Annotated in this window: 25 protein-coding genes; 14 read left to right on the top strand and 11 right to left on the bottom strand. The window is 45.0% G+C overall.

Translation table 11 applies throughout. From position 1 onward, the window contains the following. Positions 1-9 precede the first annotated feature (9 nt). Complete coding sequence (locus C6Y45_RS13435; protein ID WP_160058388.1) at positions 10-387, bottom strand: DUF4181 domain-containing protein; 378 nt, start codon at positions 385-387, stop codon at positions 10-12. 67 nt (positions 388-454) lie between these two features. Then, positions 455-916 (bottom strand): GNAT family N-acetyltransferase, encoded by a 462-nt coding sequence (locus tag C6Y45_RS13440; protein ID WP_107585749.1) that lies wholly within the window; start codon positions 914-916, stop codon positions 455-457. Between the two features lie 203 nt (positions 917-1,119). On the opposite strand from C6Y45_RS13440, the gene C6Y45_RS13445 reads away from it, so the two are divergent. The 7 genes from C6Y45_RS13445 to C6Y45_RS13475 all read left to right on the top strand — a co-directional run bounded on the left by C6Y45_RS13445 (position 1,120) and on the right by C6Y45_RS13475 (position 9,284). Further along, positions 1,120-2,136: a LacI family DNA-binding transcriptional regulator gene (locus tag C6Y45_RS13445; protein ID WP_107585750.1), complete on the top strand. Its 1,017-nt coding sequence runs from the start codon at positions 1,120-1,122 to the stop codon at positions 2,134-2,136. 83 nt (positions 2,137-2,219) lie between these two features. Then, positions 2,220-4,328, top strand: a complete 2,109-nt coding sequence (locus tag C6Y45_RS13450; protein WP_107585751.1) for an amylo-alpha-1,6-glucosidase — start codon at positions 2,220-2,222, stop codon at positions 4,326-4,328. A gap of 30 nt (positions 4,329-4,358) precedes the next feature. After that, the gene (locus C6Y45_RS13455; protein ID WP_107585752.1) at positions 4,359-5,645 is read left to right on the top strand and encodes an ABC transporter substrate-binding protein; all 1,287 of its coding nucleotides are present in this window, start codon (positions 4,359-4,361) and stop codon (positions 5,643-5,645) included. 91 nt (positions 5,646-5,736) lie between these two features. Then, positions 5,737-6,636 carry a carbohydrate ABC transporter permease gene (locus tag C6Y45_RS13460; protein ID WP_107585753.1) on the top strand — a complete coding sequence of 300 codons (900 nt, stop codon included), beginning with the start codon at positions 5,737-5,739 and terminating at the stop codon, positions 6,634-6,636. A 23-nt stretch (positions 6,637-6,659) separates the two neighbouring features. Further along, positions 6,660-7,490: a carbohydrate ABC transporter permease gene (locus tag C6Y45_RS13465; RefSeq protein WP_107585754.1), complete on the top strand. Its 831-nt coding sequence runs from the start codon at positions 6,660-6,662 to the stop codon at positions 7,488-7,490. Between the two features lie 463 nt (positions 7,491-7,953). Continuing rightward, entirely contained in the window at positions 7,954-8,412 is a 459-nt protein-coding gene (locus C6Y45_RS13470) for an SRPBCC family protein (RefSeq protein WP_107585755.1), read from the top strand. A 26-nt stretch (positions 8,413-8,438) separates the two neighbouring features. Beyond that, positions 8,439-9,284, top strand: coding sequence for an NAD-dependent epimerase/dehydratase family protein (locus tag C6Y45_RS13475; RefSeq protein ID WP_107585756.1), 846 nt, complete (start codon positions 8,439-8,441; stop codon positions 9,282-9,284). A gap of 84 nt (positions 9,285-9,368) precedes the next feature. Here C6Y45_RS13475 and C6Y45_RS13480 read toward each other — a convergent pair whose 3' ends face one another. From C6Y45_RS13480 to C6Y45_RS13505, 5 genes are all read right to left on the bottom strand, one after another. Then, positions 9,369-11,711, bottom strand: coding sequence for an ABC transporter permease (locus C6Y45_RS13480; protein ID WP_107585757.1), 2,343 nt, complete (start codon positions 11,709-11,711; stop codon positions 9,369-9,371). Positions 11,712-11,721: 10 nt separating this feature from the next. Continuing rightward, on the bottom strand, positions 11,722-12,420 hold the full coding sequence (locus tag C6Y45_RS13485) for an ABC transporter ATP-binding protein (RefSeq protein WP_107585758.1): 699 nt from the start codon (positions 12,418-12,420) through the stop codon (positions 11,722-11,724). A gap of 198 nt (positions 12,421-12,618) precedes the next feature. Beyond that, positions 12,619-12,978 carry a SpoIIAA family protein gene (locus C6Y45_RS13490; protein ID WP_160058390.1) on the bottom strand — a complete coding sequence of 120 codons (360 nt, stop codon included), beginning with the start codon at positions 12,976-12,978 and terminating at the stop codon, positions 12,619-12,621. 81 nt (positions 12,979-13,059) lie between these two features. Further along, positions 13,060-13,239 carry a hypothetical protein gene (locus C6Y45_RS17640; RefSeq protein ID WP_160058392.1) on the bottom strand — a complete coding sequence of 60 codons (180 nt, stop codon included), beginning with the start codon at positions 13,237-13,239 and terminating at the stop codon, positions 13,060-13,062. Between the two features lie 308 nt (positions 13,240-13,547). Continuing rightward, on the bottom strand, positions 13,548-14,906 hold the full coding sequence (locus C6Y45_RS13505; RefSeq protein WP_107585762.1) for a hypothetical protein: 1,359 nt from the start codon (positions 14,904-14,906) through the stop codon (positions 13,548-13,550). A 215-nt stretch (positions 14,907-15,121) separates the two neighbouring features. Here C6Y45_RS13505 and aroQ point away from each other — a divergent pair, with 215 nt between their 5' ends. Next, positions 15,122-15,559 carry a type II 3-dehydroquinate dehydratase gene (aroQ, locus tag C6Y45_RS13510; protein ID WP_107585763.1) on the top strand — a complete coding sequence of 146 codons (438 nt, stop codon included), beginning with the start codon at positions 15,122-15,124 and terminating at the stop codon, positions 15,557-15,559. Positions 15,560-15,711: 152 nt separating this feature from the next. Next, on the top strand, positions 15,712-16,257 hold the full coding sequence (locus C6Y45_RS13515; RefSeq protein ID WP_107585764.1) for a shikimate kinase: 546 nt from the start codon (positions 15,712-15,714) through the stop codon (positions 16,255-16,257). A gap of 60 nt (positions 16,258-16,317) precedes the next feature. Here C6Y45_RS13515 and C6Y45_RS13520 read toward each other — a convergent pair whose 3' ends face one another. Then, entirely contained in the window at positions 16,318-17,073 is a 756-nt protein-coding gene (locus C6Y45_RS13520) for an amidohydrolase family protein (RefSeq protein ID WP_107585765.1), read from the bottom strand. Between the two features lie 33 nt (positions 17,074-17,106). Further along, complete coding sequence (locus C6Y45_RS13525) at positions 17,107-17,877, bottom strand: PAS domain-containing protein (protein ID WP_107585766.1); 771 nt, start codon at positions 17,875-17,877, stop codon at positions 17,107-17,109. A 194-nt stretch (positions 17,878-18,071) separates the two neighbouring features. Here C6Y45_RS13525 and C6Y45_RS13530 point away from each other — a divergent pair, with 194 nt between their 5' ends. The 4 genes from C6Y45_RS13530 to C6Y45_RS13545 all read left to right on the top strand — a co-directional run bounded on the left by C6Y45_RS13530 (position 18,072) and on the right by C6Y45_RS13545 (position 23,077). Beyond that, positions 18,072-19,418 carry a YjiH family protein gene (locus C6Y45_RS13530; protein WP_107585767.1) on the top strand — a complete coding sequence of 449 codons (1,347 nt, stop codon included), beginning with the start codon at positions 18,072-18,074 and terminating at the stop codon, positions 19,416-19,418. Positions 19,419-19,648: 230 nt separating this feature from the next. Then, positions 19,649-19,831 carry a hypothetical protein gene (locus C6Y45_RS13535; RefSeq protein WP_107585768.1) on the top strand — a complete coding sequence of 61 codons (183 nt, stop codon included), beginning with the start codon at positions 19,649-19,651 and terminating at the stop codon, positions 19,829-19,831. A gap of 43 nt (positions 19,832-19,874) precedes the next feature. Next, positions 19,875-21,161, top strand: a complete 1,287-nt coding sequence (locus C6Y45_RS13540) for an aspartate aminotransferase family protein (RefSeq protein ID WP_107585769.1) — start codon at positions 19,875-19,877, stop codon at positions 21,159-21,161. A gap of 233 nt (positions 21,162-21,394) precedes the next feature. Then, on the top strand, positions 21,395-23,077 hold the full coding sequence (locus tag C6Y45_RS13545; RefSeq protein WP_107585770.1) for a glycoside hydrolase family 13 protein: 1,683 nt from the start codon (positions 21,395-21,397) through the stop codon (positions 23,075-23,077). Between the two features lie 37 nt (positions 23,078-23,114). Here C6Y45_RS13545 and C6Y45_RS13550 read toward each other — a convergent pair whose 3' ends face one another. Both C6Y45_RS13550 and C6Y45_RS13555 read right to left on the bottom strand, forming a co-directional pair. Next, positions 23,115-24,440: a sensor histidine kinase gene (locus C6Y45_RS13550; RefSeq protein ID WP_107585771.1), complete on the bottom strand. Its 1,326-nt coding sequence runs from the start codon at positions 24,438-24,440 to the stop codon at positions 23,115-23,117. Beyond that, positions 24,418-25,134 carry a response regulator transcription factor gene (locus C6Y45_RS13555; RefSeq protein WP_281260618.1) on the bottom strand — a complete coding sequence of 239 codons (717 nt, stop codon included), beginning with the start codon at positions 25,132-25,134 and terminating at the stop codon, positions 24,418-24,420. The genes C6Y45_RS13550 and C6Y45_RS13555 overlap by 23 nt, the downstream gene beginning before the upstream one ends. A 146-nt stretch (positions 25,135-25,280) precedes the next feature. Between C6Y45_RS13555 and C6Y45_RS13560 the strand changes: the two genes are divergently transcribed. Continuing rightward, positions 25,281-25,841: a hypothetical protein gene (locus C6Y45_RS13560; RefSeq protein WP_107585772.1), complete on the top strand. Its 561-nt coding sequence runs from the start codon at positions 25,281-25,283 to the stop codon at positions 25,839-25,841. The last annotated feature ends 233 nt before the right edge of the window (positions 25,842-26,074 follow it).

Genomic DNA, 26,074 nt, shown 5'->3' on the forward strand with positions numbered 1-26,074 from the left:
CAGGGGAGGTCAGGAAAGCTGGGTAATTCCGAAAACAAGAGCACTGACAATAACAATTGTATCCAAAGCAGTGAGTGCCGCCCGTTTCGGTTCTGTGCTGTGGTTCAGCTCAAAATAAATACGGGAAGCGCCGTCCACCATAATCAGTACGACAAGAACCATCAGAACAATTGGAAGAAGCGTAATATTGAAAATCGTATAAAGAAAAAAAACTACAAGCAGCAAGTAACAGGCACTGAGAATAACGCGGATTTTCTGGTGCAGAGGAGTAACTGCCTCTTCGAAAAACCCGGAGTCCATTTCCCGGATACCAAACAGCTGCTTAACACCTGCGCGGAGGAGGAGCCATGTGCCGGTCAGAATTGCTATAAGAAAAATAATAAACATCGTACAACCTCCTTTGGCTGTCTTTTCCCGGATGGAGAAAATCGTAACCGGATTCGTAGAGATGTTCTCAGCCGGAAAGACGAAGCGAAAAAATTTCTTCCCCGTTTTCCGGATCGATCCGTCCTGGATTTTGGAAGCCGTGTTTTTCATAAAATGTTTTTGCTGCTTTGTTTTCTTCAGTAACGCTTAAAATAATTTCCCTGACCTTATAGTTTCGGCGGATATACTCAACGGCTGTCTTCAAAAAGGAACTTCCTAAGCCTTTTTCCTGAAATTTTTCATCAAGCATGAAGCGGTCCAGCCAGATCCATCCTTCTTCTTTGTCTTCTGCTCCGATCATAATAAATCCGGCCGCATCTTTTCCTTGATAAAGACCGAAACAGCGCCACTCGTGTTCTGTTTCGTAGATCGATTCAAGAATGGACACAGCATTGTTTTCAATAAAACGTTCCTGGTTTTCTTTTGGAGTGAGGGCTGTGATCTCCCTCCAGTTTTCGGCAGTTACAGGGTGCATCGTTAATTTTGTCATTCAGGAAGCTCCATTTCTCTTGAACTTTTTTAAGCATTTTAACAAATCAAGTATTAGTAATATATCAAATATGTAGTTTTTCTACTTTATTTCAAAAGAGGGGAGAAATAAAATCAATAGAAAAAATAACTATTGCAAGCCCTTACATAATAAGTTATAGTTTGTCTAATACAAACCCGAAACGTTTTGGAAAGGAGTGAGTCATGGCTACTATAAAAGATATAGCAAAAGAAGCGGGCGTTTCTGTTACTACTGTTTCCCGTGCATTAAACGGATATTCTGATGTGAGTGCTGGTACGAGAAAATTGATAGAAAAAACTGCTCAGGAATTAAATTACAGTCCCAACACTTTGGCTCGCAGTTTAGTAATGAATAAGTCCAGAACCATAGGGCTGCTGGTTTCTGAATTAAACCGCTCTGGAGCAAAAGATATGTTCACTTACGAAGTAATGTGCGGTATCAACGACTCTGCTGCGGATGAAGGTTACGATCTAGTGCTTTTTAGTACTAATACAGTAAAACAAAAACAAAAAAGCTATACTCAACTGTGCCGTGAAAGGCAGGTTGAAGGGGTAATAATGCAGGGGATAAAAATGGATGATCCTTATATTAAGGAAGTAATAGAAAGTAACATCCCCTGCGTTTTTGTAGACGTAGAAGTAGAAGGAGAAAATGTAGGTTATGTGACGACTGATAATATTTTTGGGGCGCAGATAGCTGTAAAACACTTAATAAACCTCGGGCACAGAAACATTGCAATGATGAACGGCCATGACCAGGCTCATGTCAGTGCAAAACGGAGAAAAGGTTATGAAAGAGAATTAATAGAAGCAGATATTGCAGTCCAGGAGGAATATATAATAAATGGAGAATTCCTCGAACCGGTGGCTGAAACGAAAGCTTACCGTTTTCTTGAGAAGAACAAACATATAACAGCTGTTTTTTGTGCCAGTGATCTCATGGCTCTGGGTGTAATGAAGGCAGCAACTAGGTTAGGCTTGAAAATTCCAGAAGATTTGTCGATAGTAGGATTCGATAATATCGTTTTATCAGAATATACCTCACCACAGTTAACCACCATAGGACAGGATAAATATCAAATGGGATATGAAGCTGCGAAAATGTTGACTTCTATGCTGACTAATAGAATCCCAACCCAGAAAATAGCTACTTTAGATAATAGTTTAATTATAAGAGGAACTACTGCTCCACCTAAATAGGGAGCATCCTTTTTTACAATAATCCGAAACGTTTCGGTATTTGTTCGGAACGTTTTGGTTAATAAAATTGCTGGAGGTTGACAATGAATTATAGAGTAATCAAAGAAAATGATCTATTTTTTCTTACAGATGAAAGTGGTGACATTCCTGAAAATCATCCTTATGGACCCGGTCTTTATACGAAAGATACAAGATTTTTAAGCAAATTCGATTTATTAATCAATAATGAAAAACCCATTTTATTATCTTCCCAGGCAGATAAAAGTTATTACGCAGAGATGCTGCTTACTAACCCCCATATAGAAAAGGAAGGGGAAGTAGAATTATGGCGTGAATCCATTGAAATAAAAAGAAAGAGATTTATCTACAAAGAGGTACTCTATGAAGAAATAATCGTTAAAAATTATAACCCCAAGCGCACTGCCTTTAACCTGAGTATACATCTTGACGCAGATTTTAAAGACATGTTCATTGTTAGAGGCTTTCAAAACGGAAAAACAGGAGTTAAAGAAAAAACAGATGTCAGCAGAGAAGGAATGAAACTAAATTACATAGGAGCCGATGAAGTAAAAAGAGAATTGAGCGTAAATTGGAATTTAGGACCTTCCCGAACTTCTTCTGAAGGCGATGTTTATTTTGATTTCAATTTGGAACATGACGAAGAAGCAACACTCGTTTTAAACATGGCGCCTTCCGTAAATCAGGAAAAACCTCAGATTCTGCCATATGGGGAAGCGTTCAATGAATTAATGACCTCCTACGCAGCTTGGAACGAAACTCTTACCAAGGTGGAAACAAATCATAAACCTCTGCAGAAACTGGTCGATAGAGGGCTTGGAGACATGAAAGTACTGCTCACTGATCTGGGATATGGAAAATTTCCTGTAGCAGGGCTTCCCTGGTTTGGGGTGCCGTTTGGCAGAGACAGTCTTATCGCAGCGCTGCAGATGCTTCCTTTTAATCCTGAAGTGGCTGAAGGAACGCTTAAGACAATGGCTGCTCATCAAGGGACAAAGAAAGACAGCTGGCGGGATGAAGAGCCGGGTAAAATTATGCACGAAATGCGGTTTGGCGAATTAGCTAATACTGGACAGATTCCTTTTACACCATATTACGGCACAATTGATGCCACTCCTCTCTTTTTAGTTTTACTCGGTGAGTATTTAAAGTGGACAGGAAACTTCAGCTTATTCACAGAGCTTGAAGAAAATGTAGAAAACGCTCTGACGTGGATTAATCAGTATGGAGACCGCGATGGAGACGAATTTGTAGAGTATCATCAGGAAGCTTCTAAAGGTATTGCCAATCAAGGCTGGAAGGATTCCGGGGACTCCATGGTGCACCGTAATGGAGATCTGGCAGAAACCCCAATTGCCTTGTCTGAAGTACAGGGATATGTATATCACGCTAAGCAAAGCATGGCAGAAGTCTACCATTTACTGGACAAAGAAGATAAAGCAGCAGGTTTAAAAAAACAAGCTCAGGAACTGGAGAGAAAATTCGAGGAAAGTTTCTGGATGGAAGATCAACAGTACTATGCCCTGGCTTTGGATAAAGAAAAAGAACAGGTAGGTACGATTACTTCCAACCCTGGACACGTTCTTTTTTCTGAAATGCTCAGTAAAGAGAAAGCTGAAATCGTAAGTGAAAGGCTTGTTTCTAAAAAGATGTTTTCCGGTTATGGGATTCGAACGATGGCTGAAGAAGAGGCTGGGTATAATCCAATGAGTTACCACAATGGAACTGTATGGCCGCATGATAACAGCTTGATCATTTTAGGAATGAGTAAAACAAAAAATCAACGGCAGGCAGTTAAAGCGATGGAGGGATTAATAAACTCATCTTTCCATTTTGAGTATGACCGCCTGCCGGAATTGTTCTGTGGATACAATTCAGAAAAGCCGGTAATCGCCTATCCAGTAGCTTGTTCACCTCAAGCCTGGGCTGCAGGCACACCTCTTCTATTCGTTCAATCCATACTAGGGCTGTTCCCGGATGCCTTAAAGAAGCAAATAACGATCAATCCTATGCTCCCGAAAAATGTAGATTACTTAAAGGTTGAAAACATGAAAATCCATAAAGGCACACTGGATTTAGTCGTTCGACGTACTGAAGAAAGATGTGAAACGGAAGTACTGAAAAACACCACAGGTTGTGAAACTGTCATGAATGATCAAATTGTCAAAAATTAAAAGCATTTAAATCAGAAAGGGGCAGTGAAAATGAAAAAGACTACTTTAAGAAAGAGTATGGGGATTACCGCTTTTCTACTATCAGGAGTCGTTCTTACAGCTTGCGGAGGCAATAATGGGAACTCAAATGGGGAAAGTACTGCAGAAAGTAATAACGGAAGTTCGGGGGACCAGGAAGAAGTAACAGTACGTCTAACAGGATGGCAGTCTTCTCCTACAGAGCAGCGTTATTTTGAAGAAACAATAGATGCTTTTGAAGAAGCAAATCCTCACATTAACGTAGAAGTGGATACAATTGCTGATCAGTATATGGATGTGCTTAGAACCCGCCTTATTGGAGGAGAAGCGGCAGATGTCTTTTTCCTGGACGCTTTCGAAGCTCCTGGCCTTATTGAGGCAGGAGTAGTGGAACCGCTTGATGATTACGTAACTGACGAATTTAACATTGATGATTTTGAAGATCCTCTAATTGATGCCTTCAGAAGAGAAGACCAATTGTGGGGGCTTCCTAAAGATACTTCCACTCTGGCTCTTTTTTATAACAAAGAGCACTTTGAAGAGGCAGGGATTGAGTCACCGCCTGAAACGTGGGAAGAAATGGAGGAAACTGCAGAAGAGCTGACTACTGGAGACAGGTACGGTTTCGGGATTGTTACAGATCTTGCACGCCTGCATTTTATAGCAGAATCACAGGGAGGGGAAGTAGCTGTTGACAATCAGGCTAACTTTACCGACCCGGATGTAATAAATGCTCTGCAGCCGATAATTGATATGAGAAATGAAAAAGAAATTGGGGCCTCTCCGGCCGATGTAGGAGCTGAGTGGGGAGGAGATATGTTCGGTACAGAGCGGGCTTCGATGATTATTGAAGGTAACTGGATGATAGAGTTTATGGAAGATGCTTTTCCTGAAGTGGATTATGGGGTAGTGGAGATTCCGAAAATAGAAGAAGAACGTTCTACTATGGCTTACACGGTATCTTATTCTATGAACGCTGCATCAGAGAAGAAAGAAGAAGCGTGGCAGCTGATTGAATTTCTTACTGGAGAAGAAGGAATGGAAACTTGGACTTCAAGCGGACTTGCCCTGCCTTCCCGCCAGTCGGTAGCTGAAAGTTTGGACTATACAGATGATGAAATTTATGCCCCATTTATGGAAGGGGCCAGTTACGCAACCGTATGGGCAGACGATACGAACCTTCCTATTATTAACTCTAACTTTGAAAACCAGTTTTCCAGTGCTTTTCTGGGTGATCAGAGTTTAGAAGAAGCAATGGAAGAAGCAGAGCGCACAGCAAATAATGAAATTCAGGATTAATTATTAAATAGTTAAATAGGAATAGAAGGATTACTCTCCTTTTATTCCTACTACATATATAAGTGGAAACAAATCGAAAGGGGTAAATAAAATGGCTAAATGGAAATTATCAAAAAGCCAGTTAAGAGATGCAGGTCAAGGTTACTTATTTATGTCCCCTACCATCTTTACAATAGTAGTATTTTTAATCGGTCCTATTATCTTCGCTCTCTATCTTGCCTTTAATAATGTGAATCTGCTGGGCGACACGAGTTTTGACTTTGTCGGGTTCGATAACTTTACTCGTATGGCTACTGATGACAGAGCGATAATAGCCCTTCAAAATACAGCTTTCTACGTGGTTATTGTGGTGCCCACTCAGACGATCCTTGCCTTGGTTCTTGCTGCTACATTAAATGCAGGAATGAAGGGAGAGAAATGGTTTAGAGTCATTTATTTTCTGCCAACTTTAACCTCGTCTGCAGTACTGGTAATGATATTTATGTGGATGTACCGTCCGGATGGATTAATTAATACAATTCTCGGCTCGGTAGGTCTTCCTACATATAACTGGATGAACGATCCCAGTGTAGCTTTGATTTCTATCATGATTATGAATATCTGGGCTACGGCTCCTATGTTTATGGTTATTTACCTAGCTGCTCTTCAGGATATATCTGAATCACTTTATGAGGCAGCTGAATTAGATGGAGCCAGTGCTGTACAAAAATTTTGGTACGTTACAGTTCCGCTGCTTCGTCCGGTAACAGGTTTTGTAGTAATCATAGGAGTAATTGGAACATTCCAGTTATTTGACCAGTCTTATATGTTTTCAGGCGGTTCTGGAGGCCCCAATAACTCCACTTTAACAGTCGTACTCTTAATATATCAGTACGCATTTTCTAATAATCAGATGGGGTACGCAGCTGCTTTAGCCGTTTCCCTGGCTCTTATTATTCTTGTAGCTACTTTAATTCAGAGAAAACTTCAAAAAGATGAACAAGTGTATTAATAGAGGGGAAGGAGGAATTCATCGTGAATAAAAAGCAGCCGAACATCCTGAAAGCTTTTCTATATATTTTGCTGATAAGCTATGCACTGATAACTTTGCTCCCATTTGCCTGGGCGCTGTCTGCTTCTTTTAAGCCGCTGAATGAAATACTATCTGCAGGGTTAAATATATTCCCAGAATCATTCACGTTTCAAAACTATGTAACGATTTTTACAGAGCAGGAGCTTTTCCCGCGCTGGCTGATGAACAGTTTGATTGTCGCAGTCATTGGAACTGCACTGAATATTGTTTTTAATTCAATGGCCGGTTATGCTTTAGCAAGGGTAGTTTTCCCGGGGAGAACAGCCTGGTTCATTATTGTACTGGCTGTATTGATGATTCCTGCCCAGGTTACTATGATCCCAAATTTCTTAATATTAAAAGAACTGGGCTGGCTTAACAGCTATCAAGGACTTATTGTTCCTGGAATGATTAATGCTACATTTATTTTTATGATGCGTCAGTTTTTTGTGAACTTTCCTAAGGAGGTAGAAGAAGCAGCCGCTATTGATGGATTAAGCCGCATAGGGACATTTTTTAGAATTGTTATGCCTATGGCTAAACCCGCACTTGGTGCAATGGCTATCTTCGTATTTATGGGTTTTTGGAACAATTTTATGGCACCCCTTATTATTATGACGGATGATTCGATGTACACACTTCCGGTTGGATTAAATGCGTTTCAATCTGACTACGCAACTTACTGGAATTATATAATGGCAGCTTCGATGGTTTTTACACTGCCAGTGCTTCTTTTATACATTTTCTTTAATAAATACTTCCTGAAAGGGCTGTCTTTTAGAGGAGATAAATAATTAATAAACTGCCTCGATAATCTGTTATTGTTAATCGAGGCAGTTTTTTGTTAAATAATAAAATTAAAGCTCAGTGAATCAGTTTCACAATATATTTTTGAACATTTTATCAGTATATAATGTCACTATTCGTATACAAAATCAGATGATTGAAACGGCAGGCAGTGACTCCGACGGAATAAAGCGAAGTCTGAAAATCCATTCTTCCAGTGTAGGTCACTGGAAGAATTAGTTGAAGACGAGCCCGCGGAAAGCATCTGTCTGAAGTGAAAATCATTCACAATGTTCGGAAATCTCTATCTTAAAGTGATTTATGAATGGATTCCAATACTTTACCTTGTTTTTCAGTTGTAGAATAGTCGATATAGAAATAACCTGCTAAGAGTAGTTTGTACATATTTACTTTTTATAAAGGATAAAAGAAACTGAAAGGAGGGTAAACGTATTCAAAAGGAGGCAGCCTATGAACGGAAAAGGAAAAATAAAGCTTCCGGGACCTCGGGAGGAAGTATTTGAAAGCCTGTTTGATCCGGAACTGCTGGAAGAAAGTATTACCGGCTGCAGAGAACTTGTGCAGCTGGAGGACCATAAATACCGGGCCGAACTTGAAATAGGGATTGCGGGTGTCAGGGGAAAGTACAGCGTTATTCTGACTATGGATGAAACAGCTCCTCCTCATTACTGCCGGATGATTGTATATGGAGAAGGCAGTCCCGGAACGGTGGATGCGGAAGCGGAAATGAAGCTCTCCAGCCATAACGAAGAAACAACAATGCTTATGTACACGTACGAAGCAGAGCTCGGGGGGAAAGTCGCTTCTCTTAATAAAACTGTGCTTCAGGGAGCTGCCAAAGTAATTATTAGTGACTTTTTCCGCAGGTCCAAAAAAGAGATTAAAAAAGAGCAGAAGGAAAACAGCTGAAACAAATCTTCAGAGGAGGAAGAGTAATGAAAAAAGTCGTTGTAACCGGAGGAGCAGGCCTGCTCGGACCGTGGGTTATAAAAGAATTTCTTAATAAAGGGTGGCACGTCGTTAATGCGGACGTGAAAAAACCGGAAGAACCGCTCTGTGATACAGTAATCACGGATTTAACCAATCTCGGAGAAGTGTACGGGGTGCTGCAGGGGGCGGATGCCGTCGTACATCTTGCAGCCATTCCCGTAGCATACTCCCATCCCAATGAAGTAACTTTCGAAAACAATACACTTTCCACGTACAACATATTGGAAGCAGCAGCCGGGCTTGGTATAAAAAAAGCTGTGCTTGCTTCCAGTGAATCTTCCTACGGTATCTGCTTTGCAAAAGAACGGTTCGATCCGCAGTACGTACCGATTGACGAAGAACACCCGCAGCTCCCGGAAGATGCGTATGGTCTTTCCAAAATAGTGAATGAAGAAACAGCGAAAATGATTCACCGCCGCACCGGAATGCAGGTCGTAAGCTTTAGGCTCGGTAATGTGATTTCGCCGGAAATGTATAAAAACTTCCCGTCCTTTATCAATGATTCCTCGCAGCGGGACCGCATTCTCTGGAGCTATATCGATACGCGCGATGCCGCAGCTGCCTGCCGCCTTGCTGTGGAAGCCGAAGGTCTCGGGGCGGAAGCACTCAATCTGGCTTCTGATGATACAAGTATGGCGATCCCGAGCCGTGAACTCATGAAAGCAGAATTTCCGGAAGTGCCGTTCAAAAAAGAAATTGGCGAATACGAATCTCTTTTGAACAGCGAAAAAGCGAAAACACTTCTTGGATGGCAGCCGGTTCATTTCTGGAGGGAAAACGTTCGATCATAAAGCAAACAGTGAAGGGGCAGCTCCCTGTAATTCTGATGTACCGCCGGTTCTCGATTAACAGAACCGGCGGTACTTTTTATTGATTTATTCATGATACTTTTTCAACACTTCCTGGAGGGAGATACGGTTGATTTTCCGGCGGCTGATGTAGGTGCTTAGAAAGAAAATCAAAAGCAGAACCGCAAGCGTTATAACGAGTGACAACGGCTCAAACCGGAGGGGCAGTATTACCCCGTAATCAGCAAAGAAGACAACAATAAGACGAAGCAGTAAAAGAGCGATCGGTATACTGATCAAATAGGAAAGCAGTGTATAGACGAAGTAGCTGTTTAAAATCATCCCGTTCACTTCGCGGCGGCTGTATCCCATGACTTTCAGCAGCGAAATCGCATAGTAATTCTTTTCGACGGTAAAGGAAGTAAGCACAAACAGAATACTAGCAGCAATCATGCCGGAACCAGCCACCATAATATTCGTCATCATTGTCATATAGCCTTCGAGTGATTCGTTCTGTTCCATCAGTCCTTCTTTGCTTATCACCGCTGCAAAATCTTCATCCGGAGGGGATGAAAGAGAATAAATGCCGCTGTATAGTTCCTCCGACTGGTCGTCCGTCAGAAGAAGGCTCAATGTTTCCCGGTCAAAATAGACTTTGTCGGAAATATATTCCTCGGATACTCCCTGAACAGTAACTTCCACTTCTTCCTGATTCACTGTAAGTTGAAGAGTGCCCCCGATGTCCAGACCAAACTTCATACGCATTGTTTCGGAAATAACAACGCCATCTTCTATTTCCCGGGTAATATTTTCCCCGCTCTCGTCGTACAGACGGTGAAGGGTGTTGTCTGGTTCGAGGCCGTACAGGGACACCGTCTCCCCTTCATAGGATCCGTATGGATAAGCGAGAAATCTTTCTGCGTCTTCCGGGATATCCGGTGTTTCTATTAAAGGGTCAGGATAAGCTTCATACTGATAGTCGGTCTTTTCCAGGTGTTCGGTCGTCATACGATCCATCATGCCGTTCATCATAAAAGCAAAAAGAATGAGGATAGTCGCAAACAGGATGCCGAGAAAAAAAATAAGAAAACTGCCCGTACTCCTTACCGCATGAAGGTACTTAAATTTCACTGCTCCCCGGGCTCCGCGGAGCATCCGGCTCACAAGACGGGTAAGAAAATTGACCGAATGACTTTCTTTCGGATTAAGCAGCTCCAGCGGCTGTTCTCCGAGAATGCGGTAAATGATGAGAGCAGAGACGGCGGCGAAAAAGAAAAAGGGGACAAGGATGGCAGCTGCGAAAACTCCCGGCTGCTGGGCAATCGGCTCTTCCGGCAGCAGATAAAAATCCAGATACAGGTTTTTCAAAGGTTCTGCCGCAAAAAAACCGAGAATATAACCGAGCAAGAGCATGAGAAAAGCGAGAAGCATTAAAGAAAGGAAGTAGGGGAGAGCAATTTTTGTCCGGCTGTAACCGAGTGCTTTGAGTATTCCGATCTGTCCTCTTTCTGTCTGCAGAAGGTTATGCATCATCAGCGATACGATAACAACAGCGATTGAGGCGATAAAGATGCTCAAGCCGAGCGCTGTAATCCGGCTGCTCGAAAGCTCATCATAAATGCCGCCGCTCCGGAAGTTCGTCTCGGTATCAATGATCTGGACAACAAAATTTGTTTCTTCCCTTTCGGCAGTCAGCTCTGTTTCCCCGTTCGTCCAGGCGCCTGCAAGACGGAACTGCTCTGTTTCACTCAGGGCTTCGTACGTTTCGTCAGTGAAAAGAAACAATGTCTGCATACCTGTATCAAGGGTGAAACTGTCATCAAACATCGGAAGGGTGTAGTCCGGAAAGAGAACAAAGCCTGTAATTGTATACTCTTCTCCGTGCACCGGAAAGACGTCACCGATGACGAGACCATTTTTTTCAGCGTAAATTTTGGTCAGAGCGATCTCGTCTGCCTCCGCCGGCTGCCGTCCTTCTTCGATAAAGGAGCGGTTAATCGCATCAGCATCTTTGAGCACCAGAGCTTTATGTCCGGCTCCGGGATCGTCGAAATGTACTTCCTTCATTTCCCGGAGTTCGAGACGGATCCCATCGTTCTCCTCCCCGAACGCTTCGATTCTTTCTTCCATCAGCTCATAAAATAAAGCTTCATCAGCCTGTTTTATGCTGTGAAGTGTAAACAATCCTTCCGCGGGAAGTACCTCTGCATCAAAAATCTGAATTTCTCTGTCGGTCAGCTGATTCATCATTTCTACAGCAAAATCTTCCTGATTGTACTCCTCCAGAAATGTTTCTGTCGGTTCCTCAATACCGCTGATACCGTAAGACATCATCGTGTAAATGAAAGAACTCAGAATAACAATAATGCTGATGGCTGTGAGCTGCATCCACTTCTTAGACAGGGTCCTCCGTACATTTTTGAGAAGCATGCTCCCACTCCTAACCCCAGCGGATATCCTGGGCATCTTTTTTCACAGCGTTATGACGCACCTCGGTAATTTCTCCGGAGTTCATGAGGATGACTTTATCCGCCATTTCCGCAATACCGATGTTGTGGGTAATGACAACGACGGTTTTTTTGAAATCCTCATTAAGCTCCTGAAGAAGCCGCAGTACTTTTTTTGAATTCCCTTCATCAAGAGAGCCTGTCGGTTCATCACAGAAAATAATGTCCGGATTTTTGGCAAGACTCCTCGCAACGGAGACACGGAGCTGTTCGCCTCCGGAAAGCTGGTGGGGGTATTTGTTCCGCGCTTCGTTGAGACCGACTTTTGCGAGAAGCTCATCTACATCGAACGGATCACGGCCGATATCGGCACCGATCTGTACGTTTTCATAAGCCGTCAAATTCTGGAGCAGGTTGTACTGCTGAAAAATAAAGCCGAGGTGTTCCCGGCGGAAGGCAGTCATCTCATCCATGGTAAGGCGTGTGAGTTCCTTACTGCCGAAGAAAATGGTGCCGCTGCTTACCGTGTCGAGTCCGCTGATCACGTTAAGCAGCGTGCTTTTGCCGCTTCCGCTCGGACCGAGAATAACAACAAACTCTCCGTCTTCGATCGTTACATTTACGTGCTTGAGGGCGTGGGTTTCCACTTCACCGCTTTTGTACACTTTACCGACGTCCGTCATCGTGATCATACCGGTCCCTCCCTTATCAATATGAAAAGGTATCTGTTTTTATTATAGCCGATAGAGGAGGGGAAAAGGGGGAGTGTATACCAAAAAAAGTAAAAAACCGTCCTTCCTGGATAAAGGGACGGTTCCGTCTGCTGATTAGTTTTATTGTGAACACAGTTGCAGCCCTCGTGTCCCGGCTGGTTCAGAGGATTTCAAAGGTTATTCAAAAATCCATTTTTTCGCCGCTTCTTCCTCGTCGAATGGGTACTGCCGGGTGTTGATGCTGGATAAAACATCGACGGCTTTCGTCACCGCTTGTGTCGTTTTCTGTTCGCCTACGAGGGCATATTTTTCAATCTGGTCCATGTTATTTTCCTTCACAAACTTGAACCGGTCGGCTATCGTAGAAAGCTCTGTTCCTTCCAGATCGGGAACTTTCATAAAAATACGGATCTTATCGTACTGCTCCATAAGCTGTTCGACTTCCCGAAGCATTTCTTTGTACTCCTGTTCTTCTATTTTATTATCGATCTGAAAAGCAATAACATTATCTCTGCTCCAGTCCAGTTTACGGTTCATCTGTATTCCTCCTTCGTATAGTATGCTTAACATAGGAATAACCCAGCAGAGGAAGGTTCAAACTTTTTTCTTTTGGCTCTGTTAAAGCTCCGGCTTTTTGGGTGTGTGCGGCAAAAGTAAATTATATCTTACAAAAAAGCTGATTTCACCCAAAATTACTATCGTTTGAGCCCGCCCTACCAGCTTTTTAAGTGAAGTTTCCTTCCGTAATAAAGAGCTGGAAAGCCAAGCTCCATGTGCCTGCGGCTCTTTTTTCTTCACTTGCCGCGGAGAAAGCATGCGGCTGTCCTTCTATCCGGGAGGATCTTCATACTTTCTTTTTCCGCAGTGTCTCTGCCCGGGCGTCGGTTTTACGCGATAAAGAGCACCGTTTATGAAAAGCAGAACTTTTCTTTTTTTATGAAAAAACGAAGCGGAAACCGGCCCGTGGAAGAAGGAGATTGGAAGATCCCTGAGGAAGCTGAAAATCTCCTCCACGGCAAGCCTGCCGGTTGGAAGCGAAGTGTTCCTCCAGCCATCAACAGCGAACTTAGCTTTTCTTTCAAACCGCATATAATAATTCGCCGCAGTTAAATGACGAATGTCAGGGCATAGGCGATTAAAATGCTTACCGTCACATAATAAAGGGAAAACGGCAGATTCCAGCCACTGATTTTGTAAGGGGTAATCCCTAATTGATTGGAAAGCAGCGATACAGACAAGTTAAACGGACTGTAAATCGCTGTAGCCAGGCTCGAAGTGATCAGTACAAGTGTTAAAGAAATAGACCCGATTTCATTCATGACCGGCGCAAGTACTTCTCCAAGAAGAGCGATGGATACGAGCGGATGAAACCCTGCAAACGCAGATACGAAAAAATAAAGGCCAATGAGAAAGTAAAGAACCAAAATATAATCTGTACTGTTAACGAAAACAAATTCCAGGTAATTCATAAAATTTGAAGCTGACAAAGTTTCTACAAAAAAACCGGCACTTAAAAACAAAAAGAAAAAATTAGAAAGGCCGAGCGTTCTTGCTTTAAATACGGGAAGGGCTATCGTGAAATACCTCCGGAGACGTTTAATCGAAGCAGCCCACAAAACCGACACAGGAATAATCGACAAAACAATGGAAAAGAGAAACCCTTTGTTAAAAAGATATTCCAAAAGGGTGGCTGTCAGAACGAGAAGGATAAGCATTCCCATCATCTGTGTTATTTTCGAAGCAACTTTCCGAGTCGAATAAGCAGCCTCCGATTCTATTGGAAGTGCCGTTCCCTGATATTTTTTTCGTGCGAACAGCCAGTCTGAAAGAAACATAAAAAGAACGATAGAAACAATAAAAGGAAAAAGATAGATGTATGTAAACCCGGTCATATCGAGAGAAATAATTACCATGATTTCGATCGGACTCCATGCAAGACAGAGAGCGTAACCTCTTAAAATACTCTGGGAATAAAACTTTTGAGCCAGCTTCGTTTTAATACTGGAGAGGGACTGGCGCAGCGTATTATGAACGAGCGGAATAGTGGCTATATTTAAAAACAATCCTAAAAAATGAGAAATAAGAAAGCTCCGTTTATATAGTTTATTTAAATCTCCCGCACCGTGCTGAAGAAGCTTCCGTAAATGAGAATCGTAGTGACCGGTCCGGATAATAGTATTCATAAAAGGAAGAACAAAAAATAAAGATAAAATTCCGATCATCGTATCGAAGTGAAAGAAAAAAGTTTCTATTGGAGTACCGTTGTAGAAAAAAAGCAGCATACCACCGGTAAAAAAGAAAATTCCGGATTTTCGATAAAGCCCACTGGATCTGAAAAAAGCGGTAATCAGTGCTGTAAAAGCCAGGATGCCGATAACGTAGGTTAAAGCTGGAACAGATGCAAATCGATTGACTATGTAAAGGAGAATAACACTCGAATATAAAAAGATAATCAGATTTTTCACGTCGATACAAACTTCCTTCCCATTCCGTTTCGCTGCATTTCAATCAAACTATATCTTATAAGAAACGTAAGTGTATAACAAACTTCCGGTTTTTTGAGGTGCTGAAGGCTATTTCTGCGTATAAAAAGACAGGAAGCTCTTTTCCAAAGAGCAAAAGGAAAGTATGATGGGATTATTACATATCCGTTGTATTCGTATAGAAGGAGGTTCGGCTTATGAAGAAAGTATTAATGCTGCACGGAATCAACCACAATATGTTTGGTAAGAGAAATCCTGAAGTTTATGGAACGATTACTCTGGAGGAGATTGATCGACAGCTGAAAGGTCTGGGACATGAAATGGAGATTGAAGTCGAAAGCTTTCAAACAAATTTTGAAGGAGAAATGACGGAACGCATTCACCAGGGGTATAAAGATAATGTAGACGCAGTGATTATTAATGCAGGGGCATGGACCCACTACAGCTATGGGATACGGGACGCCCTCGACATTTTGGAAGTCCCTTTTATTGAAGTTCATATGTCCAACATCCACGCACGGGATGAATTTCGTCACAAATCTGTTTTCGCAGACATTGCTCAGGGACAGATCAGCGGGTTCGGAGTGGACAGCTACCTTCTCGCTCTGCGCGCCTGCGCTTCTTTAATCAAATAAAAAAGAACACGCGTTTCATGTATCTCCGTTTAAGAGCAGTACGTCTGACCCGCTGAGCCGGTTGATTTTCCAGGAGTGATGATTTAGACTTTAGGCAACTGCATTAACGTAATAAAGCGGATGGAAATTATAAGCTGGAAGAGGGACCTCCTATGACAAATCACGTACCACTTCGGGAACAGAACATTATTTTTATCGGTTTTATGGGTGTCGGAAAAACCACGATCGGACAGAAAGTATCCGAACGGCTGAATCGGACATTCATCGATATTGATGAAGAGATATCAAGGGAATTCGGCATGTCCATCCCGGAAATCTTTAAAGAATACGGAGAAAAAACATTTCGCGAAAAAGAAAAGGAATATGTGGAGTACTACACCAATCAGAAATTTCAGGTGATTTCGATGGGGGGAGGGGCTTTTCTGCAGGATGAAATCCGGGATATGTGCCTGAAATCTTCGATCGTGTTTTTTCTGGATATGACGTGGGAGTCCTGGAAAGAGCGCATCGATATCCTCATCGACAGCCGCCCCGTTCTTCAAAACCGCTCGATGGAAGAAATAGAAGCACTTTTCTATGAACGGAAAGACATTTACAGTGCCCACCACTTCCGGATGGAAATCGACAGCGGGTCATCAGAAGAAGCGGCTGATAATATAATCGGTTTATTGGAGCTTGAGTGGAACCGAAATGAATAACACCAAAAGACTGCTTTCATCCGAAACGATGAAAGCAGTCTTTTTTCATAACAAATCTTTTCAGCTTTTCTTTTTATACCAGGAAGCGGCATTATCGTAAAGTACTTTGCTGCTGCCTTCGTTTCCGAGAGCTTCGATGATTAATTGTACGTCTTCGTGCTGAAACGGCCGGGGGGCACGGGTGGAAGGCAGATCGCTTCCGAACATAAGAGCCTCGGGGTCTGCGTCGTAAAGAGAGATCAGCGCTTTCTTTACGTCCAGGTTTCCTCTCCCGAAACCGGAAGCTTTAACCCGGCCTCCCTGCTCCACGAAGCGGAGCAGATCGGGAAGGCCCTCCTCTGTCAGACCGAGGTGGTCGATCGATACAGCAGGAAGCCTTCGCAGTACAGGAAGGAGCTCCGGAAGGTCCACCGCATCTATATAGAGCTCTGCATGCCACCCGGCTGTGTCATAAACGTGAAGTGCCGTATCCTCCATCTGCTCGAGCATTTTTCGTCCCCCGCGTTTAATATTAAAGCGGACGGCCCGTACTCCCGCCTTGTGCAGGCGGAGAATTTCTTCGGAAGGCGTTTCAGGAGGCAGCTGCGTGACACCGGAAAATCCTGGTCCGAGCGAAGCAAGAGCGTCGGTTAAATACGACTGATCATACCCCTGGAAGGAGCCGGAAACGACCGCACCGCCCGCCACGTGGTACGCTTTCATATCGAGTAAATAATCATTCACTGTATACGGTTCAGGAAGATACCCCTCATTTTGTATGAGCGGGTACGCCGGGTCAATAATGTGAAGGTGGGCATCGAACAGTTTCGGTTTCATCGGATCCTCTCCTGAATAAAAAACAGCCGGAATTTATTTTTCGTCTTCCGCCTGCTTTTTCATGATGTACTGCAGTCCCTGATAGGCAGAGCTGAACGTCCGGATTTCGGGGTCAAAATCCCGCATTGTCATAGCAAGCGACGGTTTAATACCGACAAGGACGCATTCCGTGCCGACCAGCTTCAGGCAGTCAACAAGCTGCTGAATGTTCCAGCGGATTGTTTCATCAAACTCCCTAATACCGTTCATTGCAATGAGTACGTATTCCAAGTTATTCTCCGTGCACTCACGGAGAACAGAAGCGGTCATTCTGCTGCCCCGTTCTTCCGTAAACTCCCCGACGAGCGGCAGAGAAATGGTTTTATCCCAAATCGACATCATTGGTACAGACATTTCTTCAATCATTGCTTCTTTCCGTTTTTCTTCTTCGGCTTTTGTTGTGACATCCTGAAGCATGACGATGTAGCCTTCAATCTTCCCACCGGTTTCCTTGATCGGCGTGATCACGATATCTGCGATAAAAAGTTCCCGGATATTTATGCGGGCACGATGCTCGCTTGTTAATGATTCCATGATTTCTTCCTGGCGGGGAGGATTTTTATGGAAGGCGTTCATATTCATCCCGATCATTTCATTAACGTCGGTGATGTTGTAGAGGGGGGCAATATTTGAAAACAGCCTGGAAGCATTGGAATTCATCCACGTAATGGTATAATCCGTATCTGCGATAAGTACGTTTTCACCAATACTGTCCAGGGCGTGCAGTAAAGAAATATTATCTGGAAGTGTACCAAGCGAAGCCAATGTCAGCCCTCATTTCTGTTTAGATTCGTTTTTTATTATAGCACACGAAGTTATCAGGAGGAGGAAAATTGGCATAGTATGGAAGGAGAAAATAAGGTCCTCCTGAACTTCTGTATTTAAGAACAAACCGCCATTGATATTTATACATTATATTGGTATATTTATAAATATTCTTATTACAGCGGAGGTTTCTTATGACTGAGCCAGCACAAAAAACATCGAGCATGCGTTTTCTTATTCCTTCTTTATTCGGCATTTTATTATTTCTAGTTCCTGTACCGTTCGACGGAAGTATTACTATAGGTGTAGGTATATTGGCCGAATCTTTACAAACGAATTTCGGTCCGCAGATCCCGGCGTTCATGACCGGGGTCATTATTCTTTCGGCGCTTGGGGCGATCATTGCAAGAACAGCCCAGCCGGAATGGATTTTAAAAAGTGATACACTCCGGGGGCTCTTTGATATTTCTGCCGCCTGGATGATCGTCCGGGTCATTGGAGCTGTTTTTGCTGTAATGGTCCTGATGGAGATCGGACCGGGATTTATTACGGCTGAATTTACCGGGGGGACGGTATTGTACGACCTCGTACCTGTTCTGATGGCATGGTTTTTATTTGCGGCGCTTTTCATGCCCTTTTTGTTATCTTTCGGCCTGATGGATTTTATCGGAACGATTCTACGTAAGATTATGCAGCCGGTTTTCCGGTTGCCCGGACGTTCTGCGATCGATGCGACAGCTTCCTGGATGGGAGCGGGGCCTGTTGGTGTACTTATCACTACCCAGCAGTTTGAGCAGGGGTATTATACGAAGCGGGAGTCCTCCGTTATTGCAACGAATTTCTCAATTGCCTCGATTGCTTTCAGTCTCGTTATCATCAGCTTTATCGGTCTGGAAGCGTATTTTGTTCCTTTCTATTTAACAGTCACCCTTGCTGTTGTGGTAGCTGCGATTATTATGCCGCGTATTCCACCTTTATCACTGAAAAAGGACGAATACCATGAACCAGTTGGAAAGCAGATTGTGGAAGCTGTACCTGAAAATGAATCGACGCTCTCTTTCGGTCTGAAAGTGGCGGTGGCTAAAGCGAACAGCGTCAAAAGTATCGGGAGCGTCGTGAAAAAAGGGTTCGTAAACGTGATGGATATGTGGCTCGGCCTTATCCCTATTGTCATGACGCTGGGGACGATTGCACTGATTCTCGCTGAATTCACACCGATTTTTGTGTGGCTTTCTGCCCCGTTTGTACCTGTTCTGCAGCTGTTGAACATACCGGAAGCAGCAGAAGCCGCTCCGGCAATGATTGTCGGATTTGCGGATATGTTCCTGCCGGCCGTTATCGGAAGCGGTATTGAAAGTGAGCTGACGCGGTTTGTTATTGCCGGCGTGTCGATCACACAGCTTGTGTATATGTCGGAAATCGGAGTGCTTATTCTCCGTTCACGCATCCCGCTCAGCTTCTGGGAGCTTGCGGTGATTTTCCTTCAGCGTACCATTATTACGCTGCCGATTATCGCCGGTGTGGCTCACCTGATTTTCTAGCAGCCGGATTCCTGCTAAGATAGAAGCAGCAGAAAAGTTTCTTTTACTCCACAGCGCAAAGGATGGAGTGCAGCTTCTGCCTTCATAACATTTTGGCTCTGTTAAAGCTCCGGATGGTTTGTGAAGGTTGCCTGCGGCTGTCCTTTTCGTCCGGGAGGATCTTCGCGCTTCCGCAGGCGTCTCGAAAAATCGCCTGGGCCTTGGTTTTATAAAAAATAAGAGCAGCGTCTATGAAAGCAGAACTTTTCTTTTTCTATGAAAAAACGAAGCGGAAACCGGCGGACGCCTGTGGAAGAAGGAGATTGGAAGATCCCGCAGGGCGCAGCCTGAGGAAGCTGAGAATCTCCTCCACGGCAAGCCTGCCGGTTGGAAGTGAAGTTTGTTTCCAGCCGTCAACAGCGAACTTTATCTAGCTATATTTTAAATAAACAACTAAGAGAAAGGAGGCTGTTTTCAATGGCTTCAGACGTACAGTCACTGATGAAACGAATGGGGGACCGGCTGGCACCCAGCATGGCAAAGGATCATCCGAATCTTCCGGTGATTAAAGAAGAAGGCTGCTATTATTACGGAGCAGACGGCAAAACATACCTCGACTTTACTTCCGGCATTGCGGTGACAAACACCGGACACCGGCATCCAAAAGTAGTGAAAGCGGTGAAAGAGGGGGCAGATCTGCTCACCCACGGCCCTTCCGGCGTTATTATGTACGAATCCATTCTGAACCTGGCCGATAAACTGGCTGAAATTATGCCCGGGGACATCGACTGCTTCTTTTTCGGCAACAGCGGAACGGAAGCGGTGGAAGGAGCATTGAAGCTCGCAAAACACGTGACGAAACGTCCGGCAGTAGTTTCCTTTACCGGAGGTTTTCACGGCCGCACGTATGGATCGATGGGCGTCAGTACGTCCAAAAGCAAGTACAGAAAGTACCAGCAGCCACAGCTGAACGCCTTTCAGCTTCCGTACGCGGATCCATCACTTTCGGCGGAGGAAAATGTGAAAGCACTGGAAAAAGCAGCAGAAACGTTGTTTGATCATCAAGTAACACCGGAGGAGACGGCCTGCATGATCGTAGAGCCGATACTCGGGGAAGGCGGATATATCGTTCCACCTGCGGAATGGCTTCAAAAAATCCGGGAAATCTGCAGCAGACACGGAATTCTTCTGATTTTTGATGAAGTACAGACCGGATTCGGCCGTACGGGACACTGGTTCGCTTCCCAGGCATTCGATGTGGAACCGGATATTATTGCGGCAGCCAAGGGCATTGCGTCCGGCATGCCGATCGGTGTGACAGCTGCTTCGAAGGAACTGATGCACCAGTGGCCGCTCGGTTCGCACGCCACGACGTTCGGCGGCAATCCAATTGCCTGCGAAGCAGGGATCGCTACAATTGAAGTGCTGGAAGAAGAAAATCTGCTGGAAAATGCCCAAAAGATGGGAAAGTACGCTGCTGAACAGCTGGAACAGCTGAAAAAAAGCCATCCGACGCTCGGTACGATCCGCGGCACAGGACTGATGATCGGTATCGAGATTATCAACCCGGAAACAAACAAAGCTGACGGCGGCGGACTGATGGAAGTGCTGGACCTTGCACTGGAAGAGGGCGTATTGTTTTACTTCTGCGGTAACAAAACGGAAGTGATGCGCATGATTCCACCGCTCATTGTGACAAAGGAGCAGATTGACGAAGGGCTGGAAAAACTGGACCGGGCCCTGACCCGTTTTGAAGAGAGCTAGAAAGAAGACATTTTTCTTCTATGTTTGAACTTTTTTTGCATATTCAGGAGAACGGCCACGACAGCTTATTGTCATGGCCGTTTTTTATGCTGTAAAAGCGAAGTTTGTTTCGCAGCCAGCAGCGGACACGGGTTTTAAAAATTACAGTTGAAAAAAGATCCCTGTGTACCTTTGGAAACAGCTCCGTTATGATGGAGAGAGAAGCACCTACTCTGAAATAAAGGATGATTCGTATGGGAAAGACTCAATGGTGGAAACAGAGTGTGGTCTATCAGATTTATCCGAGAAGTTTTTACGATAGTAACGGCGACGGCATTGGTGATATTCCCGGCGTCATTGCAAAGCTTGATTATTTGAAACAGCTCGGTATTGATGTCATCTGGCTGTCGCCGGTTTATGACTCGCCGAATGATGACAATGGGTACGATATCCGCGACTATCAGTCTATCCTTTCAGAGTTCGGAACGATGGAGGATTTTGATCGTATGCTGGACGAAGCACATGAGCGAGGCATCCGTATCGTCATGGATCTTGTAGTAAATCACACGTCTGATGAACATGCCTGGTTTGTGGAATCCCGTTCTTCCAAAAATAGTCCGAAAAGAGACTATTACATCTGGAAAAAAGAAAAAGACGGCGGGCCTCCGACAAACTGGGAATCAGCCTTCAGCGGATCCGCGTGGAAGTATGATGAAAAAACGGGCGAGTACTTCCTGCACATGTTCAGCGAAAAACAGCCGGACCTTAACTGGGAAAACCCGGATCTACGGGAAGATGTGTACCGGATGATGAGGTGGTGGCTGGATAAAGGAATCGACGGTTTCCGTATGGACGTCATCAATTTGATTTCCAAGGATCAGACGATGCCGGAGCGCCGCCCGGATCCAGGAAAATCGCTCGTTTCCGCTTTTGAATTTCATGCGAATGGACCGCGGATCCATGAGTTTCTGCACGAAATGCACGAACAAGTACTGAAACATTACGACATCATGACTGTCGGGGAAATGCCGGGGGTTGATGTGGAACAGGGAAGAAAATATACAGACGAAGCACGGCAGGAACTGAATATGGTATTTCACTTTGAACACATGAGTCTCGGTGACGGTCCGGACGGTAAATGGGAGGACCGCCCGTGGAAATTGACGGAACTCAAGGAAATCATGACGAAGTGGCAGGAAGGACTGGACGAACACGGATGGAACAGCCTTTACTGGAATAACCACGATCAGCCGCGTGCTGTTTCCCGTTTTGGTGATGACAGTGTGCACCGGGAAAAATCCGGGAAGATGCTCGCTACACTTCTTCACGGAATGAAGGGGACACCCTTTATATATCAAGGTGAGGAAATCGGCATGACGAACGTACAGTTTTCCTCCATTAATGAGTATAAAGACATTGAGACGATCAACTGGTTCAACGAAAAACGGTTTCAGGGCTTTTCGGAAAAAGAGCTTATGCCCTCAATTTACGGCAGGGGCAGGGACAACGCCCGAACGCCGGTTCAGTGGAACAGCTCCGAGCACGCCGGTTTCACGACAGGCAGTCCGTGGCTTACTGTCAATCCAAACTATGAAGACATTAACGTGGAGAAGGCGCTCGCCGACAGAAACTCTCTTTTTTATTACTATCAGAAACTGATTCAGCTTCGAAAAGAAGAGGAAACCCTCGTGCATGGCAGCTACGGTCTGCTTCTGGAGGAGGATGAGGAAGTATACGCCTATACGCGGACCCGTGAAGGGGAAACCATTCTTGTCGTCTGTAATTTCACAGCAGAAAAGCAGGAGAGAAGCCTCCCGGGTACCATCGCGGGCAAAGAAATAGGGCTTCTGATCTCGAATGAGAAGGAAGACCTTCACGACCTTAAGCAATTTACGCTGCAGCCGTACGAAGCATTTATGTACCGCCTGAATACGTAAAGAAAGAGCTGTCCGGCAGTTTTTCTGCCGGACAGCTTTATTTTTTCAGACGGACTTTTACAGTGGTCCCAGATCCTTCTATGCTCTCAATATTAATCGTTCCGTCGTGAGCCTCCACGAGAGCGCGGACGATGGAAAGGCCGATACCAAGTCCCCCGCGTTCTCTGTTCCGGGATTTTTCACCCCGGAAAAACCGGTCGTACATGTGCTCCATCTCCCGGGAGCTCATTCCTTTCCCTTCATCAATAATCTGAAACTCCACTTCCTCCCCCAGATCGGCAGCTTCAACGTGGACACGTTTTCCCGATGGAGTAAATTTCCACGCATTATGCAGAAGATTTGTCATGATCTGCATCCATCTGTCCCTATCAGCTGTAAAAGTGACGGCGGGGGAGGAGGATGTCAGTTTGACGCCTTTCTCTTCAAAAGAAGGCTGAAACTGCGAGGCGAGGTGTGCGATCATCTCCTCTGCATCCAGTTGTTCCATCTGCAGCATCTGATACTGATTTTCTGCTTCATGGAGACGTTCCATTTCATCGACCAGACGGACGAGACGCATCAGCTCCAGATAGCTTTGCTGCAGCCGTTCGGGGGTCGGTTCCAGAACCCCATCCTGGAAAGCTTCCAGTTGGCTTCTTAAAGTGGAGAGAGGGGTGCGCAGCTCGTGTGCCATATCACCGGTAAACTGCCGGCGCTGTTTTTCTCCCCGCTCGAGGGAAAGAGCCAGATCATTGACGCCGGAGGCCAGGGTGTCGAGTTCTTCTACTTTGTAGGAAGAAGAAAGGGCAGGAGGACGGCTCCTTTCTTTCAGTGAGTGGACATAGGTTCCAATAGAGCGGAGACCTTCGGTGAGCCGACGGGAAAAAAAGCGGCTGAGCAGGGCACTCATAATAATCACCGCAAGGACAGAACCACCCAGCAGGAGAACTGTCTGCCGGACAAAATTCTGCTCGGCTCCTCCGAGCTGATCCGGGTACACCACTTCCAGCCGGCCGATCGGCTCCCCGCCGCTTTCCAGCTCGTAGGCAGCGGTGTCACCGTCTGCGGAATGCATACCCTGGCCGTGCATCATGGAACGGGAGGAAAAAACAACTTCTCCTTCCAGCGTGTAAAGGGTAAACTGCATTCCTTCGTGCATGCCGGCTCCCTGCAGAAAACGCAGGTCGGCTGTTTCCCATGAACCATCGTAGATATTTTCCAGCTGTGCAGCCGCTTCCTCCGCCTGCTGTTCCTGCCTTTCACCTACGTAGCTTCCGAAGCTTCGTTCAATTCCGAGATACATAAAGAGCCCCGTAAGCAGTACGGCTCCCAGAGAAAGACAAAGAGCGAACAAAAAAAATCTACCCTGTAGTGTGCGAAACATCCTCTTCCCCTCCAAACTTATATCCCATACCAAAAACAGTAACGATCAGCCGGGGATGGCGGGGATCTGTTTCAATCTTTTTACGCAGGTTTTTAATATGAACGTCAATGCTCCTTTCATAGCCTTCAAAAAACTGATCGGCCTGTACAGCCTCGAGAAGAGCCGTCCGGTGAAATACCTGGCCGGGGTGCGAAGCCATCGTATGAAGAAGTACATATTCGATTCTCGTGAGATGAATTTCCTGCCCGTATATTTTGACCAGCTTCCGGCGGTCATCAATAATCAGCATGCTTTGATTGAAGGAGAGGGGCAGCTGTTCCTTCGGTTCAACACCCGTTCTCCGGAGAACGGTCTGCATCCGGACGAGTACCTCCCTCGGGCTGAAAGGCTTCGTCACATAGTCATCCGCACCAAGACGGAGCCCGCGGATCCGTTCCTCTTCCGCTGATTTGGCACTTAAAATTAAAATAGGAACGTTGGACACACGGCGGATGTTTTCGCAGATTTCCTCTCCGGAGAGGTCCGGGAGCATTAAATCGAGAAGTACAAAATCCGGCTGCTCGTGATGGAAAAGCTCGAGTCCCGCCTGGCCGTTTGTTTCGCTTATTACGTGGTATCCCTCCCGCAGAAGGTATCCGGTCAGTACATCAATAATCATTGGTTCGTCTTCAATAATCAGTACTTTCAAGCTCACTGATATCCCTCCTCATCCTCTCCTTTCAGTATATCATCTGCTCCTTAAAATCCCTTTTTCTTCATTACTTCTTCATAACTTCTACATCACGTCTTCACAACTCTTTTATATACTTAAATTAGATAAAAGGAAAGGGGATGCTTCAAATGAAAAAAGCTGTTTTGATCGGCCTTGCTGCTGTTTTGTTCGCCGGAGGAGGAGCGGCGCTTGCGGTGAACGGTACGGAGGATTTCGAGGACATGCTTCCTTATATGCAGGAAAGACATCCGCAAATGACAGACGAAGAGCTGGAAAACCGCTTTGAAGAAAACGGCATGCCACGGGGTCCAAACTGGAACGAAGATGATGAAGGAAGCGGCATGCACCGTGGTCCGTACTGGAACGAAGACGATGAAGGAAACGGCATGCACCGTGGTCCGTACTGGAACGAAGACGATGAAAGAAACGTTATGCACCGGGGGCCGTACTGGAATGAAGACGATGAAGGAAACGGTATGCACCGTGGTCCGTACTGGAATGAAGACGGGGATGGATACCAAATGCCGCGGGGCCCGCACTGGAACGAAGACGATGAAGGCTACGGCATGAGGGATAGAGGAAACTGCCCGGGTCAGAGCAGGGAAGGAGGTCCATTTAGCGACAAAGACCGGGGCATGATGGATAGACCCGGTTCAGGCATGGGTACAGAGTATGAAGAAAGTGAATAGAAAGAGAGAAGGTCCTGCGGGGCCTTTTTTTATGCCGGAGAAGAAATGGAACTCCATGTTTGTATTTAGGAAAAGCGGGATAGTAGATAGGAAAGAACTATATTATGAAGACCTGCGGTAGTATGTCAATGAAAAAATAAGATGATATTTGTTTATCAAAGGACATATTCAAGAAAAAAGCCCGTAGGAAAGAACCCTAGCATTTTTGGTAAAAACTAGGAGTTCGAAAGGTT

Origin of the sequence: Alkalicoccus saliphilus (assembly GCF_003044065.1) — a bacterium.
In the GTDB taxonomy this organism is placed as follows: Bacteria; Bacillota; Bacilli; order Bacillales; family Salisediminibacteriaceae; genus Alkalicoccus; species Alkalicoccus saliphilus.

What these genes read in the sequence shown, in the direction of transcription:
- C6Y45_RS13450 (WP_107585751.1), top strand. Translation starts at nt 2,220, where the DNA reads ATGAATTATAGAGTAATCAAAGAAAATGATCTATTTTTTCTTACAGAT.
- C6Y45_RS13535 (WP_107585768.1), top strand. Translation starts at nt 19,649, where the DNA reads ATGAAAGCAGAACTTTTCTTTTTCTATGAAAAAACGAAGCGGAAACCG.
- C6Y45_RS13490 (WP_160058390.1), bottom strand. Translation starts at nt 12,978, where the DNA reads ATGAACCGTAAACTGGACTGGAGCAGAGATAATGTTATTGCTTTTCAG.
- C6Y45_RS13440 (WP_107585749.1), bottom strand. Translation starts at nt 916, where the DNA reads ATGACAAAATTAACGATGCACCCTGTAACTGCCGAAAACTGGAGGGAG.
- C6Y45_RS13435 (WP_160058388.1), bottom strand. Translation starts at nt 387, where the DNA reads ATGTTTATTATTTTTCTTATAGCAATTCTGACCGGCACATGGCTCCTC.
- C6Y45_RS13550 (WP_107585771.1), bottom strand. Translation starts at nt 24,440, where the DNA reads ATGTTTCGCACACTACAGGGTAGATTTTTTTTGTTCGCTCTTTGTCTT.
- C6Y45_RS13445 (WP_107585750.1), top strand. Translation starts at nt 1,120, where the DNA reads ATGGCTACTATAAAAGATATAGCAAAAGAAGCGGGCGTTTCTGTTACT.
- C6Y45_RS13485 (WP_107585758.1), bottom strand. Translation starts at nt 12,420, where the DNA reads ATGATCACGATGACGGACGTCGGTAAAGTGTACAAAAGCGGTGAAGTG.
- C6Y45_RS13515 (WP_107585764.1), top strand. Translation starts at nt 15,712, where the DNA reads ATGACAAATCACGTACCACTTCGGGAACAGAACATTATTTTTATCGGT.
- C6Y45_RS13480 (WP_107585757.1), bottom strand. Translation starts at nt 11,711, where the DNA reads ATGCTTCTCAAAAATGTACGGAGGACCCTGTCTAAGAAGTGGATGCAG.
- C6Y45_RS13455 (WP_107585752.1), top strand. Translation starts at nt 4,359, where the DNA reads ATGAAAAAGACTACTTTAAGAAAGAGTATGGGGATTACCGCTTTTCTA.
- C6Y45_RS13520 (WP_107585765.1), bottom strand. Translation starts at nt 17,073, where the DNA reads ATGAAACCGAAACTGTTCGATGCCCACCTTCACATTATTGACCCGGCG.
- C6Y45_RS13540 (WP_107585769.1), top strand. Translation starts at nt 19,875, where the DNA reads ATGGCTTCAGACGTACAGTCACTGATGAAACGAATGGGGGACCGGCTG.
- C6Y45_RS13530 (WP_107585767.1), top strand. Translation starts at nt 18,072, where the DNA reads ATGACTGAGCCAGCACAAAAAACATCGAGCATGCGTTTTCTTATTCCT.
- C6Y45_RS13460 (WP_107585753.1), top strand. Translation starts at nt 5,737, where the DNA reads ATGGCTAAATGGAAATTATCAAAAAGCCAGTTAAGAGATGCAGGTCAA.
- aroQ (WP_107585763.1), top strand. Translation starts at nt 15,122, where the DNA reads ATGAAGAAAGTATTAATGCTGCACGGAATCAACCACAATATGTTTGGT.
- C6Y45_RS13545 (WP_107585770.1), top strand. Translation starts at nt 21,395, where the DNA reads ATGGGAAAGACTCAATGGTGGAAACAGAGTGTGGTCTATCAGATTTAT.
- C6Y45_RS13560 (WP_107585772.1), top strand. Translation starts at nt 25,281, where the DNA reads ATGAAAAAAGCTGTTTTGATCGGCCTTGCTGCTGTTTTGTTCGCCGGA.
- C6Y45_RS13475 (WP_107585756.1), top strand. Translation starts at nt 8,439, where the DNA reads ATGAAAAAAGTCGTTGTAACCGGAGGAGCAGGCCTGCTCGGACCGTGG.
- C6Y45_RS13470 (WP_107585755.1), top strand. Translation starts at nt 7,954, where the DNA reads ATGAACGGAAAAGGAAAAATAAAGCTTCCGGGACCTCGGGAGGAAGTA.